Annotated in this window: 17 protein-coding genes; all 17 read left to right on the forward strand. The window is 70.2% G+C overall.

Annotated elements, in window-relative coordinates; genetic code table 11:
* The first annotated feature begins 107 nt into the window (after positions 1–107).
* Entirely contained in the window at positions 108–557 is a 450-nt protein-coding gene (locus tag Cus16_RS17060) for a type II secretion system protein (protein WP_069712792.1), read from the forward strand.
* Positions 558–637: 80 nt separating this feature from the next.
* On the forward strand, positions 638–2,011 hold the full coding sequence (locus tag Cus16_RS11450) for a prepilin-type N-terminal cleavage/methylation domain-containing protein (protein ID WP_069712793.1): 1,374 nt from the start codon (positions 638–640) through the stop codon (positions 2,009–2,011).
* Positions 2,008–2,715, forward strand: a complete 708-nt coding sequence (locus tag Cus16_RS16710) for a prepilin-type N-terminal cleavage/methylation domain-containing protein (protein WP_069712794.1) — start codon at positions 2,008–2,010, stop codon at positions 2,713–2,715. Before Cus16_RS11450 ends, Cus16_RS16710 begins: the two co-directional genes overlap by 4 nt.
* Positions 2,712–4,544, forward strand: coding sequence for a hypothetical protein (locus Cus16_RS11460; protein ID WP_083263917.1), 1,833 nt, complete (start codon positions 2,712–2,714; stop codon positions 4,542–4,544). The genes Cus16_RS16710 and Cus16_RS11460 overlap by 4 nt, the downstream gene beginning before the upstream one ends.
* Positions 4,541–5,371, forward strand: a complete 831-nt coding sequence (locus tag Cus16_RS11465) for a prepilin peptidase (protein ID WP_069712795.1) — start codon at positions 4,541–4,543, stop codon at positions 5,369–5,371. Before Cus16_RS11460 ends, Cus16_RS11465 begins: the two co-directional genes overlap by 4 nt.
* A 27-nt stretch (positions 5,372–5,398) precedes the next feature.
* Positions 5,399–6,451: a type IV pilus assembly protein PilM gene (gene pilM, locus Cus16_RS11470; RefSeq protein WP_069712796.1), complete on the forward strand. Its 1,053-nt coding sequence runs from the start codon at positions 5,399–5,401 to the stop codon at positions 6,449–6,451.
* Positions 6,448–7,209, forward strand: coding sequence for a hypothetical protein (locus Cus16_RS11475; RefSeq protein ID WP_083263918.1), 762 nt, complete (start codon positions 6,448–6,450; stop codon positions 7,207–7,209). Before pilM ends, Cus16_RS11475 begins: the two co-directional genes overlap by 4 nt.
* Before the next feature lie 3 nt (positions 7,210–7,212).
* Entirely contained in the window at positions 7,213–7,956 is a 744-nt protein-coding gene (gene pilO, locus Cus16_RS11480; RefSeq protein ID WP_069712797.1) for a type 4a pilus biogenesis protein PilO, read from the forward strand.
* 162 nt (positions 7,957–8,118) lie between these two features.
* The gene (locus Cus16_RS11485) at positions 8,119–8,700 is read left to right on the forward strand and encodes a CBU_0592 family membrane protein (protein ID WP_141718951.1); all 582 of its coding nucleotides are present in this window, start codon (positions 8,119–8,121) and stop codon (positions 8,698–8,700) included.
* Positions 8,701–8,765: 65 nt separating this feature from the next.
* Positions 8,766–9,221, forward strand: a complete 456-nt coding sequence (locus tag Cus16_RS16715; protein WP_189319581.1) for a DUF6121 family protein — start codon at positions 8,766–8,768, stop codon at positions 9,219–9,221.
* Between the two features lie 136 nt (positions 9,222–9,357).
* Positions 9,358–10,494 (forward strand): hypothetical protein, encoded by a 1,137-nt coding sequence (locus Cus16_RS11495; protein ID WP_069712800.1) that lies wholly within the window; start codon positions 9,358–9,360, stop codon positions 10,492–10,494.
* Between the two features lie 449 nt (positions 10,495–10,943).
* Positions 10,944–11,312, forward strand: coding sequence for a 30S ribosomal protein S12 (gene rpsL, locus Cus16_RS11500; protein ID WP_058728453.1), 369 nt, complete (start codon positions 10,944–10,946; stop codon positions 11,310–11,312).
* 5 nt (positions 11,313–11,317) lie between these two features.
* Positions 11,318–11,788: a 30S ribosomal protein S7 gene (gene rpsG, locus Cus16_RS11505; RefSeq protein ID WP_058742332.1), complete on the forward strand. Its 471-nt coding sequence runs from the start codon at positions 11,318–11,320 to the stop codon at positions 11,786–11,788.
* A 102-nt stretch (positions 11,789–11,890) separates the two neighbouring features.
* Complete coding sequence (fusA, locus tag Cus16_RS11510; RefSeq protein ID WP_069712801.1) at positions 11,891–14,005, forward strand: elongation factor G; 2,115 nt, start codon at positions 11,891–11,893, stop codon at positions 14,003–14,005.
* Positions 14,006–14,140: 135 nt separating this feature from the next.
* The gene (gene tuf / locus Cus16_RS11515) at positions 14,141–15,328 is read left to right on the forward strand and encodes an elongation factor Tu (protein WP_069712802.1); all 1,188 of its coding nucleotides are present in this window, start codon (positions 14,141–14,143) and stop codon (positions 15,326–15,328) included.
* Between the two features lie 107 nt (positions 15,329–15,435).
* A complete protein-coding gene (locus tag Cus16_RS11520) occupies positions 15,436–16,416 on the forward strand; it encodes a DNA topoisomerase IB (protein WP_069712882.1) in 981 nt (326 codons plus the stop codon).
* Between the two features lie 82 nt (positions 16,417–16,498).
* Positions 16,499–17,311 carry a DarT ssDNA thymidine ADP-ribosyltransferase family protein gene (locus Cus16_RS16045; RefSeq protein ID WP_189319582.1) on the forward strand — a complete coding sequence of 271 codons (813 nt, stop codon included), beginning with the start codon at positions 16,499–16,501 and terminating at the stop codon, positions 17,309–17,311.
* Positions 17,312–17,607: the final 296 nt, after the last annotated feature.

The following is a 17,607-nucleotide window of genomic DNA, read 5'->3' on the forward strand; positions in this document are numbered from 1 at the left end:
CGTTCTCGGGATTATGTCCCCTGAATGCCGTGAATACGCTTGCCAGCGGCGGCGGAGCAGTCTGCGGCACATCCCCCAACGCATTTCCCAGAAGAATGGAAAACACCATGTACTTCGCTCTCATGGGCAAGCTCGACGCTCGCCGCAAGGGCCTCCTCGAGGACAAGGAGAAGGGCTTCACGCTCATCGAGCTCCTCGTCGTCGTCATCATCATCGGCATCCTCGCCGCGATCGCCATCCCGGTGTACCTGGGTGTGCAGAACAACGCGAAGGACTCCAGCGTCAAGTCGGACCTGACCAACTTCAAGACCGCCGTGGTCAGCATGCAGACCACGAACGGCACCCTCCCGGCAGCGGCGACCTACACGAGCACGAACGCCCTCACCGCCGACCTCAAGGGCGCGGGTGCGAGCCAGGGCTCCGACACGTCGTCGATCGCGTACACCACGGGGGGCACCGCGGCCGCCCCGACCTTCCGCGTCGTGGGCACCAGCTCGACCGGCAAGACCTTCTGCGCGTCCGACAGCTCGGGTGTCGTCAGCGGCAGCACCTGCTGAGGACACTGCATCAGGACGGACCGTGACGCTCGTCACGGTCCGTCCACCTGTCCCACCCATCCAGGATCGAGAGGCTGAGCATGCTGCTGCGCATCGTCGACCGCCTCCGGGCGGCGCGAGAGTCCGACGAGGGCTTCTCGATCATCGAGGTCATGGTCGCGATGACGATCTTCGCGATGATCGCGGCCGGCGTCGCCGCCGGCATCGTCTCGACGATGTACCTGACGCAGGACAACCGGTCGCGCGAAGCCGCGCTCCAGCTCGCCAACCAGGCGCTCGACGCCGCACGCAGCACCAAGGACGTCTTCACCCTCGACGACGAGATCCTGCCGGCGACGGTCGGCGAGCAGGACTACACCGTCAAGCAGACGACCAACTGGATCAACTCGGACGGTTCCGACAACACCTGCGGGGCCGGCTCCGGCGTCCTCGCCTACAAGCGCGTCGCCATCACCGTCTCGTGGACGAGCGGCACGTCGCCCCGCCGGAAGAACGTCGTGCTCGACACCCTCATCTCCCCGTCGTCCGCCGTGTCGAGCGCGACGGCGTCGACGATCGTGGTGGGCGTCAAGACCGCGACCGGTGCCGCGAACCCCGGGGTCTCCGTGATGATCACGCCGAGCTCCGACGGCGCCAAGAGCCTCGCGAAGCCGCCCGCCGTCACCGATGCGAACGGCTGCAGCTACGCCGTGGGTGTCACCCCGGGCACGTACAAGGTGACCATCGCCAAGGCCGGGAACATCGACCCCACCGGTGACTCGACGCCCGACGCGGTCGTGAAGACCATCGCCGGCGGAGTCGGCAACAAGACGTTCGCGTTCGACCGCGCGATCAGCGTGACGACCGGCGGGCCTCTCAACCTCAAGGACGGCGTCAGCGCGAAGCTCCCGACGTCACTGCCGATGACCTACGTCTCCGGCGACACCGTCCGGACCGCCACGACCACCCCGACGCTGCTGTACCCGTACCAGTGGACGGCGATCGCGGGGACCTTCTCGAGCACCTGTCCGAACGTCGACCCCACCAAGTGGCCCGCGGCGGGCGGCTTCACGGCGTCGCCGAACATCTTCAACGGCACGGACGGCACGACGCCCGGCTTCAACCCGACGACGGACCTGACCGTGACGGCCCGAGCGCCGATGGGCGTCATCGACGTGAAGACGAACGGCCTCGACACCGTGCTCTCGGCGACGGTGAAGAACACGACCGCGGTGCCGAACGGCGACCCCGGTTGCAACACGACGACCTACTGGTTCACCGGGCTGAACTCGGCCAAGGCGACCACGATCGCGCTGCCGTTCGGGACCTACACCCTCGCCGGCACCACGGTGCTCGGCGGCCTGCTGAGCAACGGCTCGGTGAACGTGGCCGCGAACCCGGACGTGATGAACCTCAAGGTCTCGACGAGCGGCAAGGTCGTCACCCTCGATCCGCGGACGGTGGTGAGCCCGTGATCGCCTCCCTCCGCGGTCGCATCGACCGGGCGGCCGACGACCGTGGTCTCACGTTGGTCGAGCTCCTGGTCGCGATGAGCCTCTCGCTGCTGGTGCTCACCATCGCAGGGTCGTTCCTGGTCTCGGCGCAGAAGGCCGCGGTCACGGCGACATCGACGAGCGGGAACACCCGCGCCGCGTCGGTCGCCATGAACGAGATGAGCCGCATGCTCCGCGCGGCGACCGACAACCCGGTGCCCACCGGGGACGACTCGCAGTTCGCGTTCCAGTACGCCAGCGCCACGTCGCTGCGCTTCTTCGCGTACGTGAACCTCGACTCGACGCTCTCGCAGCCGGTCGAGGTGCAGCTCACCCTCGACCCTGCGACGAAGCGCATCACCGAGACCACCTGGAAGGGCACGGCGATCGCGGGCAACTCGTCGTACTACGCCTTCCCGCTCGCCACGGGTGCGACGCTGTCCGCCACACCGACGAACAAGCGCACGCTCGTCTCGTCCGCCGTCAGCCCCGTCGCGTTCCGCCTCAAGAACGCGGACGGCGACGTGCTGAACGCGACCGGGGCGGCCGTCTCCGCCGTGGAGCTCGCCAACATCCGTTCCGTCGACGTCTCCGTCACGGTCGGCGCCCGCACGGACGACCCGAACGCGGTCACCCTGGCGAGCACCGTCAGCCTGCCGAACATCGTGATGGGAGCCTCGTCGTGATCCGTCTGCTCCGCGCGCTCCGCCGCCGCGACGACGACCGCGGCATGGCCCTGGTCGCGGTCGTCGGCATCGGCGCGGTGGTCATGCTGCTCGTCGGGACGATGGTCGCCGTCGCGACGTCCGGTGCCCGCGTCACCTCGACGGACCGGTCCTGGAACCGTGCGATCGCCGCGGCCTACGCGGGCGTCGCCGACTACCAGTCCCGTCTCAACGCGGACAACTCCTACGGCAACTACGGGCAGGCGGACGCGCCCTTCAGCGCGGCTTCCGGCAGTGTCTTCGCCAAGGGGTCGGGGGGCAACCCGGCGTTCGGGTACCGCGCGCAGGACGCGTGGGTGTCGGTGCCGACGGGCGACGGTTCCGCGAGCGACTCGGCGTTCCGGTACGCCGTCGACAACAGCAAGTTGTCCTCGCAGGGCGTGATCCGTGTGCAGTCGACCGGTCGTTCGGGAACCACCACCCGCACCGTCGTCGCCAACGTCCGCCCGGACGGCTTCTCGAACTACCTGTACTTCACGAACTACGAGTCCGGTGACCCGTCGGTGACCAACGAGAAGGGGATCGGCTCCGCCGCGTGCACCTCGGCGTACCGTCCGCTCGCGACGACGTCGACCTGCGACCAGATCCAGTTCGGGTCCGGCGACGTCCTGAAGGGGCCGGTCCGTTCGAACGACCAGATCAAGGTCTGCGGCGCGACCTTCAAGAACACCGTCCAGAGCGTGTTCGGCGTCTCGAGCAGCGGATGCTCGACGGGCAACTACGCGTCCAACCCCACCACGTCGTCCACGCTCACACCGCCGGCGACCATCGGCGACCTGCGGGACTACACCCGCTCGGACCTCCCGTCGACGACCGAGACGGTCGAGGGCGCCGGCTGCCTGTACACCGGGCCGACCAAGATCGTCTTCAACGGTGACGGGACGATGACCGTCCGGTCACCGCTCACCATCGTGACCCAGGTGCGCGGCGAGAGCGCCGTCCCGGGAGCACAGATCACGAGCGGTGACGCGGTCGCGAAGTGCGGGGCGGTCGCCGCCCTGCGCAGCGCTTCGGGTGCGACGATCGCCGTGCCGAAGAACAACCTCGTCTACGTCCAGAACGAGCCGAGCGCTCGACCGGCCGGCACCGCACAGGACCCGAACTACTGGAACGGGTCGCCGATGAAGACCACGGCCACGGCGTGCTCCGTCCCGAACCCGACCGTCGGTCGCGACAGCGCGACGTCGCTGCGCGGCAACGGCGTCGGCTACCCGTACGTGGGGAGTTCGACGAGCGTCTCCGAGACCGACCCGACCGCGGGTGCCGGTGCGGCGGTGTCGAACCCGTACGGCTGCGACCGCGGGGACGTCTTCGTCCAGGGAACCGTCGACAAGGCCGTCACGATCGCGGCGGAGAACTACCTCTACGTCACGGGTGACATCACCTACAGCGCGAACCGCTCGGCCTCGACGGTCCTCGGGCTGATCGGGCAGCGCGCCGTGTGGGTGTGGAACCCGATCCGTCCGGACGGCAACGCCGTCCTGCCGAGCAACCGGGAGATCGACGCTGCGATCCTCTCGAACACCGGAACGTTCGTCGTCCAGAACTGGACGCGGGGCTCGGCCTACGGGCGTGGCCTCCTCACCGTGAACGGTTCGATCGCCCAGAACTTCCGTGGAGCCGTCGGACTGGCCAGCGGTCAGGGGTACACGAAGGCGTACCAGTTCGACTCGAGTCTCGCGGTCTACACACCCCCGAAGTTCCCGCAGCCGACCGTCACGACGTACCGTGTCGCCACACAGGTCGAGTCGAGGACGGCGTACACCGCGAGCGGGACGGCCATCCCGTGACCGCTGCCGTGACGCTCATCGGCAGCCTGACCGCTGCCCTCGGACTGGCGCTCGGGTCGTTCCTCAACGTCGTGGTGCACCGGGTGCCCGCGGGGCTCTCGGTGGTGGCGCCGGCCTCGGCCTGCCCGCGCTGCGCGCACCCGATCCGCAGGCGTGACAACGTCCCCGTGGTGTCGTGGCTCGTGCTCCGCGGACGCTGCCGCGACTGCGCGACGCCGATCTCCGTCCGCTACCCGCTGGTCGAGGCGGCCACCGCGGTCCTGTTCGTCCTGGTCGCGGTCCGCTTCCTCCCGGGGGCCGGGTCGACCCCCGCCGTGCTCGCCGGGCAGCTCGTCCTGCTCGCCGCCCTGCTCACGGCGATGGCGGGCAGTGTCGCGCTGGCCCTCATCGACCTGGACACCCAGCGGCTGCCGAACCGCATCGTGCTCCCGGCGTACCCGGTCCTGCTCGTCCTGCTGACGCTGTCGTCCGCGCTCACCGGCGAGTGGAGCGCACTGCTCCGGGGCCTCGTCGGGATGGTCGTCCTCGGCGGCGTCTACCTGCTCCTGGCCCTCGCGGTCCCCCGCGGGATGGGCCTCGGCGACGTGAAGCTGGCCGGCGTGCTCGGGCTCGTCCTCGCGTACCTCGGATGGGGACCCCTCGCTGTGGGTGCTTTCGCGGCGTTCCTGCTCGGCGGTACCTTCGGCATCGTCCTCCTGGTGGCGGGACGGGCGCGCCGGTCGACGGGGATCCCGTTCGGCCCCTGGATGCTCCTCGGCGCGTGGGTGGGCGCGTTCGCCGGCGGACCGATCTGGGGCGCGTACCTGCGACTCCTCGGCCTCCACTGACCGAACTGCTTCCCCGGAAGGAACGACATGGCGAAGAACATCGTCGGCATCGACATGGGTTCGGAGACGATCCGAGCCGTCGAGGTCGCCGACACCGAGAAGGCGCAGCCGATCATCACCCGGGTCGCCGAAGTCCCGGTACCGGTCGGCGCGACGAAGCAGGGTGAGGTGCTCGAGGCGAACACGGTCGCCGCCGCGCTCCGCGAACTCTGGTCGATCGGGCGCTTCCGCACGAAGGACGTCGTGCTCGGGATGGGGAACCAGCGGGTGCTGTCCCGCGACCTCACCGTACCGAAGGCGCCGCTCGCGCAGATCCGTGAGTCGTTGCCGTTCCAAGTGCAGGACATGCTGCCGGTGCCGGTGGGCGACGCGATCCTCGACTTCTACCCGACCGAAGAGGCCGTGAGCGATGCGGGTCCGGTCGTGCACGGCCTGCTCGTGGCGGCCATCAAGGACGCCGTCCTGGCCAACGTCCGGGCGGCCGAGCTCGCCGGGCTGCGGCCGGTCGGCGTCGACCTCATCCCGTTCGCGCTGACGCGGGTCCTCGCGCCGCGGGTCGCCGGAGCCGGGACCGTCGCCCTGGTGGACTGCGGCGGGAACACCACCTCGGTGGTCGTGGTCAGGGACGGCGTGCCGCGGTTCGTCCGCATCATCCCCACCGGTGGAGGCGACGTGACGAAGACGATCGCGAGCCGTCTCGACATCCCGGTCGCCGAAGCGGAAGCCGTGAAGCGGCACTTCGGCGTGGTCGGCCGGACGCTCACGCCGGACGATGCCCGAGCGGTGGGCGTGATCCGCGAGACCGTCGGCGAGCTGATGATGAGCATCCGCAACACCGTGAACTACTACGCCAGCACCCGTCCGGACGACGCCGTCCGCGGCATCGTCGCCGTGGGTGGCGGCGCCGCCCTGCCCGGTTTCCGCGAGAGTCTGGGCGACGTCACCGGGCTCCCGGTGGCGATCGGCGACCCGTTCGTGTCGGCACGCACCGCGCGCGGCGTCACGCCCGAACTGCTCCGTGAGCGCTCGACGTCGATCGCCGTCGCCTGGAGCCTGGCCGTCGGAGGACGTGCAGCATGACCGAGATCATCGACGGGACGTCCACATCGACGGGGGCTCCCGGACCGCGCGGCCGTTCCGGGCGCCAGCGCCCGCAGGGTGCCAGGACTCCGTCGGCCGGCGTCACGCGCGGACTCGTCATCGGTGGGCCGCCCCGGGTGGACCTCCTGCCGGCCGTCGTGCACACGGACCGACGGCACCGCCAGCTCGTCCGTCGTGTCTGGGCCGGCGTCGTCGTGGTGGCGGTCGGCGTCGGCATCGTCGCCGGCTGGGCGACCATGGAGCGCATGGCGGCGGAACAGGAGCTCGCAGCCGCACAGGGCGAGACGACCGCGCTCGCGCAGCAGCAGGGCCAGTTCGGCGACGTGCGGGCCGCCGAGTCCGAGTCGTCACTGCTCGAGGCCGCGCAACGTGTCGGCGGATCGACCGAGATCGACTGGTCGACGACGCTCCAGTCCGTGCGGTCGAAACTGCCCAGCGGCGTCGAGATCACGGGCGTCACCATCGACTCGGCGTCGCCCACAGCGCAGTACGCACAATCGGACGACCCGTTGCAGGGACAGCGCATCGCCACGCTGACCTTCGACGCGAAGAGCGCCGTCCTGCCGTCGATCCCGGACTGGCTGACCGCCGTGAGCGGCGTCACGGGTTTCGTCGACGCGAACGCGAACTCCGTGGCACGGGCCGACGACGGCAGCGGGTACTCCGTCAACATGACCATCCACCTCGACGAACGAGCGTTCGACGGCAGGTACGCTGCCGACGCCGCGAAGGGTTGACCGATGTCCCGCAACCGCCTCAGCCTGCTCCTCGCCGTGCTCTCGATGGTCGTCGTGGCCGTCGGCGGGTTCTTCCTGGCCGTCCAGCCCCAGCTCGCCCAGACAGCTGCCGCCCACGAGCAGACGTCGACCGTCGAGCAGACCAACGACACCAGCCGTGCGGAGCTCGTACGGCTCCGGCAGCAGGCCGCGCAGCTTCCGTCGATGCGCCGGGAGCTCGCGGCCCTCGAGACCTCGATCCCGTCGAAGGCGTCGCTGTCGTCGTTCATCGACGAGCTCAACGGCGTCGCGGAGGCGAGCGGCATGCAGGTCTCGTCCTTCACCGCGAGTGACGGGACGGCCTACGCTCCGCCGGCAGCGGACGCGACGGGGTCCGGATCGTCGGCGAGCGCTGCGACCGCCGCTCCGAGCGCTACGGCGACACCGGCTCCCACGACTGCCGCGGCGACGTCACCGACCGCACCGCACGTCGTGACCGACCCGTCGATCACCGCGCAGAACCTCTCGATCGTCCCGGTCACGGTCGCGGTGGACGGCACCTTCGACCAGGCCCTTGCCTTCGTCAAGGGCGTGCAGGCAAGTGGCCGGTTGTTCCTCATCACCACGATCAGCTCGGCGCAGAAGACCGGCGCTGACGGCGGTGCCGGGACGACCGCGACCTGGACCTTCGGGGGGTCCGTGTACGTGCTCGACCGGACCGCCGGAGCGTCCTCGACGGCAAGCCCGGACCCCGCTGCGAACGGCTGAGACACCACCCCGCAAAGTGGGTGCGCCGCGCCACGCCGCACCCACTTCCGCGACACCCGTCGGTGTGCCTACGATGCTGCCGACGCCGCACTCGCGGCTGCTCACCCCCCTCTCGGACGGTCGCCTCAGGACGGCCGTTCCTCGTCGTGCCCGGAGTCGCGCGTGTTGGTCGGAATCGTGGAGTTCCTCGGCTGGTTCGGTGCCGTAACCGTTCTCGCAGGTTACCTGCTCTTCTCGCTGGGCAAGATCCCGAACGGGCCGCTGTACCAGGTGCTCAACCTCGTAGGCGGACTGTCCGTCGCGATCAACGTCGCGGCGCACCACGCGATCCCGTCGACGATCGTCAACGGCGTCTGGGCCGTGATCGCGGTCGTCGTCCTGGTGAAGATGGTGCGAGTCCGTCGCCTGACCAGGAAGGGTGCGACGCAGGTGCCCGCGGCTGCCGAGCACGTCGTCCTGCACACCGAGCCGCCGGCGACGACCGCGGTCCTGCCGGTGGTGGGCCCCGCGCTCCGCGACCACGAGGCGGAGGCGACCGACGCCGCCGGACCCGCGCCGCGCCTCCAGGCCGACACCGACACCGACGCCGTCGCCGCCCCCGCCGCACCGATGACCGAGTCCGTCCCGGTGATCACGGCGACGATCGCGCTCGCGCTCGTGGCCGCCGCGCAGCAGCACGCGGAGCACGGGACGCAGGAGCACCCGGAGCCGACACCCCAGCGCGAGGACGCCGCGCAGCGCTGACCAGCGCGCGGGCGACCGACCGCGGCGTCCGGCCCGCACGCCCCTGCCGGCAGTACGCTCGTGCCATGTCCCGATGGCTGGTGGCGACGATGACGTCCGTGCTCTTCATCGCGCTCGTCATCGCCGTGACGGGCTTCGAGGCCCTGCTCGCCGACGTCGAGGCCATCCCGCAGCCCGACGCGAGCCCCTACCTCGGCCCCGCGATGGTGGTCGGCGCCAGCGTGGTCGTGTTCCTCGCGACGGCCGCCGGCATCCGCGAGGGGAACCCCGGCGTGACGGGCCTCGTCGCCGCCGCCGGCACGTACCTCGTGATGCTCGGCGTCGGCTCCGTCGGGTACGCGATCGTCCGGGGCGACGGCACGGAGCTGCTCGTCTTCCCCGCGGGCTCCGCCCTCAGCCCGTTCGTGGTCGGTTCCGTGGTGGTCGCGCTCCTGTGCGTCGTCGGCGGGATCGCGGCCGCGCGGCACCAGGCCCGCGGCACGTCGACCGCCAGCACGGCTCCGGACCACGACCGCGCCTGACCGGCGACCCCGCGCCCGACCGGCGACCTCGCGCTCGACCGGCGATCCCGCGCCGACCGGCGACCCCGCGCCACCGGACCGGAACCCCCGCCGGCGGTAGGATCCCGGAGCAGGCACGCAGCACGACGGGGGACCCATGACCGACCAGCATCCGGACGGGTGGGCCGCGGTCCCGCACGTCGACGGCATCCGCGGCACCCGCGAGCCCGCTGCCCCCGTCCCGACCCCCGCGGCGGCCGGTCGGCCCCGCCGGCGACTGCGTCGGCGCACGCTCGTCGGCATCGTCGCGGGCGGCGCGGTCGTGCTCCTGCTCGCCGTGACCGGTGTCGTCGGGTGGACCGTGCAGTCGTCGTCGCACGCCGCGGACCGGCCGGTCCGGGCCTTCCTCGACGACCTGACGGCGGGTCGCGTCACCGACGCCCTCGACGCAGCGGGGATCGACCACGACGACCAGGACGTGCTGCTCACCGACGCGGCGTACGCGAAGGCCTCGGACCACGTGACCGGGTACCGCATCGCGGGGACGCGGACGGACGGCGACACCGCGACGGTCCAGGCGGTGCTGCGGCAGGACGGGCGTGACCTGCCGACGACCTTCACGCTCGACCGGACGGACACCGACTGGGGCGTCTTCCCGGTCTGGCAGCTCGAGGCGCCGGAGCTCGGTCGGGTCGAGGTGTCGGTCGAGGGGCCGGCGAGCACCGCGGTCGAGGTCGCGGGGGAGCGCGTGGAGACCTCCCGCGACGGCACGGCACGGCTCGCGGCGCTGCCCGGGACCTACCCGGTCACGGTCGACGGCGGCAAGTGGTTCACGGCCGACGACGGCTCGGCGCGGGTGGCCGGCTTCGGTGCGGCGGGGTCCGCGCCGGTGGCGATGACCACGTCGCTCACCGACGCGGGGCAGCAGGCCGCGCAGCAGGCCGTCGACCGGTGGGTGGACGGATGCGTCGCATCGACCGACGCGGCGCCCGCGGGGTGCAGCTTCTACGCCTACGGCGAGGACCCCGCGTACACCTACTCGAACCAGAAGTGGTCCCTCGAGCAGCGACCGGAGGTGACGGTCGGCGGCTGGCTGGCACGCGGCTGGGCGGTCTCGACCACGAAGGCTGGCCGGGCGACCTACACCGCGGACATCTCGGGACCGGGTGGCGTGGGCACCGCCTCGGCCGGCCCGATGAACGTCAACGCCAGCGGGTACATCTCGGGCTTCTCCGACTCCGGCGCCACGTTCGAGTCGGCGATCGGCAACGGCGCATCCGACTCGGGGTCCTGACCGGCGGCGGTCCGCAGGACGGCCCCGACGCGCGGCCGGTTCCGGACACCGCGTGGTCGGTCCGTCGGACGGGAGGCGCGGGTCGCCGACCCAGGTCCGGTCACGCCGGTCGGTGGTCGCCGCACGTCGGTCGCCGGTCGGGGGGTCGCCGGTCGCCGGTCGGGGGTCGGCCCGCCCGCACCGGGCCGGTGTCCGCCCGTGGCGTCACCACGGGCCTCCACGGGCGACGCGCCCGGATTGATTTCGCCCTGTGACGCGGGTAGTCTCTACCGGGTGTGCGCCCTCGGGCGCGCCCGGAATCCCGGCCCACGCTCGTCGACCTCGACGAGACCGTACCGGGGTCGATCCATCCCACCGTCTCTCCTCCGCCGTCAGGCGGTGATCAGCGTGGGATGAGGAAGCCGACGGACCGCGTCGGCCAGAGCACGAGCGAAGAACCAGGAGAACAGTTGCCTACCATCCAGCAGCTCGTTCGCAAGGGTCGCACGCCCAAGGTCGTCAAGACCAAGGCGCCGGCACTGAAGGCGAACCCCCAGCAGCGTGGTGTCTGCACCCGCGTCTACACCACCACCCCCAAGAAGCCGAACTCGGCCCTGCGCAAGGTCGCTCGTGTCAAGCTCTCGAACGGCACCGAGGTCACGGCCTACATCCCCGGTGAGGGCCACAACCTGCAGGAGCACTCGATGGTGCTCGTCCGCGGCGGTCGTGTGAAGGACCTCCCCGGTGTGCGCTACAAGATCATCCGTGGTGCCCTGGACACCCAGGCCGTCAAGAACCGTAAGCAGGCTCGCAGCCGCTACGGCGCAAAGAAGGGTTGAGGTAGATGCCTCGTAAGGGTCCCGCCCCGAAGCGTCCCGTCGTCGCCGACCCGGTGTACGGCGCGCCGATCGTCTCGCAGCTCGTCAACAAGATCCTCCTGGACGGCAAGAAGGGCCTCGCCGAGCGCATCGTCTACGATGCACTCGAGGGCGTCACCGCCAAGAACCAGCAGGACGCCGTCGCGACGCTGAAGAAGGCGCTCGACAACGTCCGTCCGACCCTCGAGGTCCGCAGCCGCCGCGTCGGTGGCTCGACCTACCAGGTCCCGGTCGAGGTCAAGCCGCACCGCGCGAACACCCTCGCGCTCCGCTGGCTGACCTCCTACGCCAAGGCCCGTCGCGAGAAGACGATGACCGAGCGTCTCATGAACGAGATCCTCGACGCGTCGAACGGTCTCGGTGCCGCGGTCAAGCGCCGCGAGGACACGCACAAGATGGCCGAGTCGAACAAGGCCTTCGCGCACTACCGCTGGTAAGTCCGGCGCTGGTCGTCCCGGCACCGGTCGGGCGTCGGCGGTCATGAACCGTCGGCGCCCGCCCGGCCGCCAACCTCTCCTACAACTCTTCCGGAGGAACCTGTGGCACAGGACGTGCTCACCGACCTGAACAAGGTCCGCAACATCGGCATCATGGCGCACATCGATGCCGGCAAGACCACGACCACCGAGCGCATCCTGTTCTACACGGGCATCACGCACAAGATCGGTGAGGTGCACGACGGCGCCGCGACGATGGACTGGATGGCGCAGGAGCAGGAGCGCGGCATCACGATCACGTCGGCCGCGACGACCTGCTTCTGGGACAACAACCAGATCAACATCATCGACACCCCCGGTCACGTGGACTTCACGGTCGAGGTGGAGCGCTCGCTCCGCGTCCTCGACGGTGCGGTCGCCGTGTTCGACGGCAAGGAGGGCGTCGAGCCCCAGTCCGAGACCGTGTGGCGTCAGGCGGACAAGTACGACGTCCCGCGCATCTGCTTCGTCAACAAGATGGACAAGCTCGGTGCCGACTTCTACTTCACCGTCGACACGATCGTGAACCGCCTGGGTGCGGAGCCGCTCGTGCTCCAGCTCCCGATCGGTGCCGAGAACGACTTCGTCGGGATCGTCGACCTCATCGAGATGCACGCCAAGGTCTGGCCGGGCGATGCCAAGGGTGACGTCACCATGGGCGCCCAGTACGAGGTCCAGGAGATCCCCGCGGACCTCAAGGACCGTGCCGAGGAGTACCGCGCGAAGCTGATCGAGCGCGTCGCCGAGACCGACGACGCCCTGCTCGAGAAGTTCTTCGGTGGCGAGGAGCTCTCGAAGGACGAGATCAAGGGCGCGATCCGCAAGCTCACGATCGCCTCCGAGGTCTACCCCGTCCTCTGTGGCTCGGCCTTCAAGAACCGCGGCGTCCAGCCGATGCTCGACGCGGTCATCGACTACCTCCCGTCCCCGCTCGACGTGCCGCCGATGATCGGCCACGACGTCAAGGACGAGGAGAAGGAGATCATCCGCAAGCCCGACGCCACCGAGCCGTTCTCGGCCCTGGCGTTCAAGGTCGCGGTGCACCCCTTCTTCGGTCGTCTGACCTACGTCCGCGTGTACTCCGGCTCGATCGAGTCCGGTGCCCAGGTCATCAACTCGACCAAGGGCAAGAAGGAGCGCATCGGCAAGATCTTCCAAATGCACTCCAACAAGGAGAACCCGGTCGACAACGTGACCGCCGGCCACATCTACGCGGTCATCGGTCTCAAGGACACCACCACCGGTGACACCCTGTGCGACCCGTCGGACCAGGTCGTCCTCGAGTCGATGACGTTCCCGGAGCCGGTCATCGAGGTCGCCATCGAGCCGAACACGAAGGCCGACCAGGAGAAGCTCTCCACGGCCATCCAGAAGCTCGCCGAAGAGGACCCGACGTTCCGCGTCGAGCTCAACGCCGAGACCGGTCAGACGACGATCAAGGGCATGGGCGAGCTCCACCTCGACATCCTCGTCGACCGCATGAAGCGCGAGTTCAAGGTCGAGGCCAGCGTCGGCAAGCCGCAGGTGGCCTACCGCGAGACGCTGACCAAGGTCGTCGAGCGCTACGACTACACGCACAAGAAGCAGACCGGTGGTTCCGGCCAGTTCGCGAAGGTGCAGATCGCCCTCGAGCCGATGGAAGTCACGGCCGAGAAGGTCTACGAGTTCGAGAACGCCGTCACCGGTGGTCGCGTCCCGCGTGAGTACATCCCGTCGGTCGACGCCGGTATCCAGGACGCCATGCAGGTCGGCATCCTCGCGGGCTACCCGACCGTCGGCGTGAAGGCCATCCTCAAGGACGGCGCGGCGCACGACGTCGACTCGTCCGAGATGGCGTTCAAGATCGCCGGTTCGATCGCCTACAAGGAGGCCGCCCGCAAGGCCGGTCCCGCCATCCTCGAGCCGATCATGGCCGTTGAGGTGCGTACTCCCGAGGAGTACATGGGCGACGTCATCGGTGACCTCAACTCCCGTCGTGGCCAGATCGCCTCGATGGAGGACGCCTCGGGCGTCAAGGTGGTCCGCGCGAGCGTTCCGCTGTCCGAGATGTTCGGCTACGTCGGGGACCTCCGGTCCAAGACCTCTGGTCGTGCGGTCTACTCGATGACCTTCGAGACCTACAGCCAGGTCCCGGCCAAGGTCGCCGAGGAGATCATCGCGAAGAACAGCGGAGAGTAACGCTCCGGCGTTCTCTCCACAGGCGAGGGTGCCCGGCGACGGGCCCCTCGCCACCAAGTACAGTTAGACACACACCCTGCACGCCAACGGTCGAGTACCGGGGGCATGCTCTCCGAGTCCTGAGGAGGACCCACAGTGGCCAAGGCCAAGTTCGAGCGGACCAAGCCGCACGTCAACATCGGAACCATCGGTCACGTCGACCACGGCAAGACCACGCTCACGGCGGCGATCACCAAGGTTCTGCACGACCAGTACCCGGACCTCAACGAGGCCCGTGACTTCGCTCAGATCGACAGCGCTCCCGAGGAGCGCGACCGCGGCATCACGATCAACATCTCGCACGTCGAGTACCAGACGGAGAAGCGCCACTACGCGCACGTCGACGCTCCTGGTCACGCCGACTACGTGAAGAACATGATCACCGGTGCGGCCCAGATGGACGGCGCGATCCTCGTGGTCGCCGCCACCGACGGCCCGATGCCCCAGACGCGTGAGCACGTCCTGCTCGCCCGCCAGGTCGGCGTCCCGTACATCGTCGTCGCGCTGAACAAGTCCGACATGGTCGACGACGAGGAGATCCTGGAGCTCGTCGAGCTCGAGGTCCGTGAGCTCCTCGGCTCGCAGGAGTTCGACGAGGACGCCCCCGTCGTGCAGGTCTCGGCGCTCAAGGCGCTCGAGGGCGACGACAAGTGGGTCAAGTCCGTCCAGGACCTGATGTCCGCCGTCGACGAGAACGTGCCGGACCCGGTGCGCGCCACCGACCAGCCCTTCCTCATGCCGATCGAGGACGTCTTCACGATCACCGGTCGTGGCACGGTCGTCACCGGTCGTGTCGAGCGTGGCACGCTCGACCTGAACTCCGAGGTCGAGATCGTCGGCATCCGCCCGACGCAGAAGACCACGGTCACGGGCATCGAGATGTTCCGCAAGCTGCTCGACAAGGCCGAGGCCGGTGACAACACCGGTCTGCTCATCCGTGGCCTCAAGCGCGAGGACGTGGAGCGCGGCCAGGTCGTCGTGAAGCCGGGTTCGGTCACGCCGCACACCGAGTTCAAGGCGAACGCGTACATCCTGACCAAGGAAGAGGGCGGTCGTCACAACCCGTTCTACGCGAACTACCGTCCGCAGTTCTACTTCCGCACCACGGACGTCACCGGCGTCATCACGCTGCCCGAGGGCACCGAGATGGTCATGCCCGGCGACACCGTCGCCATGTCGGTCGAGCTGATCCAGCCCATCGCCATGGAGGCCGGCCTCCGCTTCGCCATCCGTGAGGGTGGTCGTACGGTCGGCGCCGGTACGGTCGAGGAGATCGTCAAGTAACTCCCGGTTCTCCGGAAGACAGTGCGTCAGCGGGGTCGGGCCTTCGGGCTCGGCCCCGCTCCGTCGTTCCCGGGGGTCGGTCACAGGTGCGACCGGGCACCATCGTCATGGTGACTCGTCTCCGCCGCTCCGCGACCAACGGCCGTGGGTACCACCGTGTCCGCAGCGGCAAGGGGTTCTCGTACCGCGACCCGGACGGCGCGACCGTCGCCGACAAGGAGGTCCGGCACAGGCTCGACGAGCTGGTCATCCCACCCGCGTGGGACGACGTGTGGATCTCGCCGTACGACAACGGGCACATCCTGGCGACCGGCATCGACGGGGCCGGTCGGCGGCAGTACATGTACCACCCGGGCTGGCGCGAGCGCATGGACCGGATCAAGTACGACCGCGCCCTCGCCCTCGCGGAGTCGCTGCCGTCGGCGCGCCGCATGGTGACGCAGGACCTCCGCCGGCCGGAGCCCGACCGCCGGCGTGCACTCGCGGCCGCCTTCCGTATGCTCGACCAGGGGTCGCTGCGGGTCGGTTCGGAGCGGTACGCCACCGAGCACGGCAGCCGCGGGCTGTCCACGCTGCTCTGTGCGCACGCGCACGTGTCCGGCGACGACATCGAGCTCGACTTCCCCGGCAAGAGCGGCCAGGAGTGGTCCTCGACGATCCACGACCACGACCTGGCCCGCGTGATCGCCGGCATGAAGCGGCGCGGGCCCAACGCCCGGCTGCTCTCGTTCCGGGCGGAACGCGGCGCGGAGTGGGAGCCGCTGGCGGCCGAGGACATCAACGAGTACGTGAAGGAGCGCGCCGGCGACGAGTTCACCGCGAAGGACTTCCGGACGCTGCACGGGACCGTCTCCGCGGCGGTCGACCTGGCGAAGACCGGGCCGCAGCCGACCCAGGCCAAGCGGAAGAAGGCGGTGTCCCACGCGGTCAAGGCCGCGAGCGAGGAGCTCGGGAACACGCCGACGGTGTGCCGCCAGAGCTACATTGACCCACGCCTGCTCGACGCCTACGAGCACGGCGAGACCATCGACCCCGAGCGGCTGCACGCGGCCGAGTCCGAGGTCCGTGCCCTGCTCTACCGACAGTGACCGCAGAGAGGCGGGAGATGACGTACGGTTGGTCACCGTGCCCGACCACCCCCACACGGGCACGGAAGGAACCCTCCCAGTCGTGACCGACGAGTGCATCCACGGTTTCCCCACCGAGCTCTGCGACATCTGTTCCCCGCGTCAGGCCGAGGTGCCTGCGACCACCACCCCGGCCCCGCGCCGGACCCGGATCACCACCGACCTGCGCTCCACCCCCGCGCCGCCCCGGGGCTCCTCGTCCCTGCGGTCGCCGGCCGCGCCCGAGCTCCCCGAGCCCCGCGTGTGGGCGTCGCTCCGCGCGCACCACGCCACGCACGTCGACAACCTGGCGTCCATCGTCTCCGACGGCGTGATCCTGGCGGCCGACACGGCCACCCCGGTCGTCGACGTCAGCTCCACCGCCACGAGGACCGCCCGTGCCGAGGCATCCGCACCCGACGGCGGCCCCGTCTCCGGGCACGTCCCGTTCACCCTGTCGCCCGACGCGACCCGGTGGGACGAGCTCCGCCACGGTGCCGAGGGGGAGCGCTGGTCGGACGCCGCCCGCCGCACCCGCGCCACCGAGTACGTCGTGCTCGTCGTGCCGGTGACGGCGTTCGGGGCGTCCGTCATCGTCGCCGACCAGGACGCCGAAGCCGAGGACGTGCGCTTCGCCGTCGGGCCCGAGGCCGCGACGAACCTCATCCGCCGGACCGACTTCACCGACCCGGAGATGCACGACCTCGAGCTCCTCGCGGGGCCGAGCGTGCCGTTCTCCTCGGTCGCCGTGGTCGGTGTGCCGAACGACCGCGTCCGGCAGCAGGTCAAGGCACTCCTCGCCGAGCATCGTGGGCACGGGCCGCGCGTCGCCGTGTTCCCGCCGTGGTTCGTGCCGCCGCTCTCCGAGGAGTTCTGACGCCGGACCGTCCCGGAACCCGACACCGTGCCCGCCCGGCCTCGCCGAGCGGGCACGTGCCGTCCCACGGCGCGGCGCTGAGCGGCCGGGGCCGGGCCGCGCCGAGCCGAGCGGGCGAGATCCGTCACGCTCAGCATCCCGACACGACCGATCACGCCCACGCGGCGCTCACCGCGCGGCGTGTCCTGCCCGCTCGCGGACCGACGCCGGCGCCGGACGGCCACCGGCCGAACCGACGCTGCCGGCGCCGGACCGGCCGGCCGGATGCTCACCGGTCCGTCGTCGACCGGGCGGTA

The sequence above is a fragment of the Curtobacterium sp. ER1/6 genome, from assembly GCF_001742745.1.
Lineage (GTDB): Bacteria > Actinomycetota > Actinomycetes > Actinomycetales > Microbacteriaceae > Curtobacterium > Curtobacterium citri.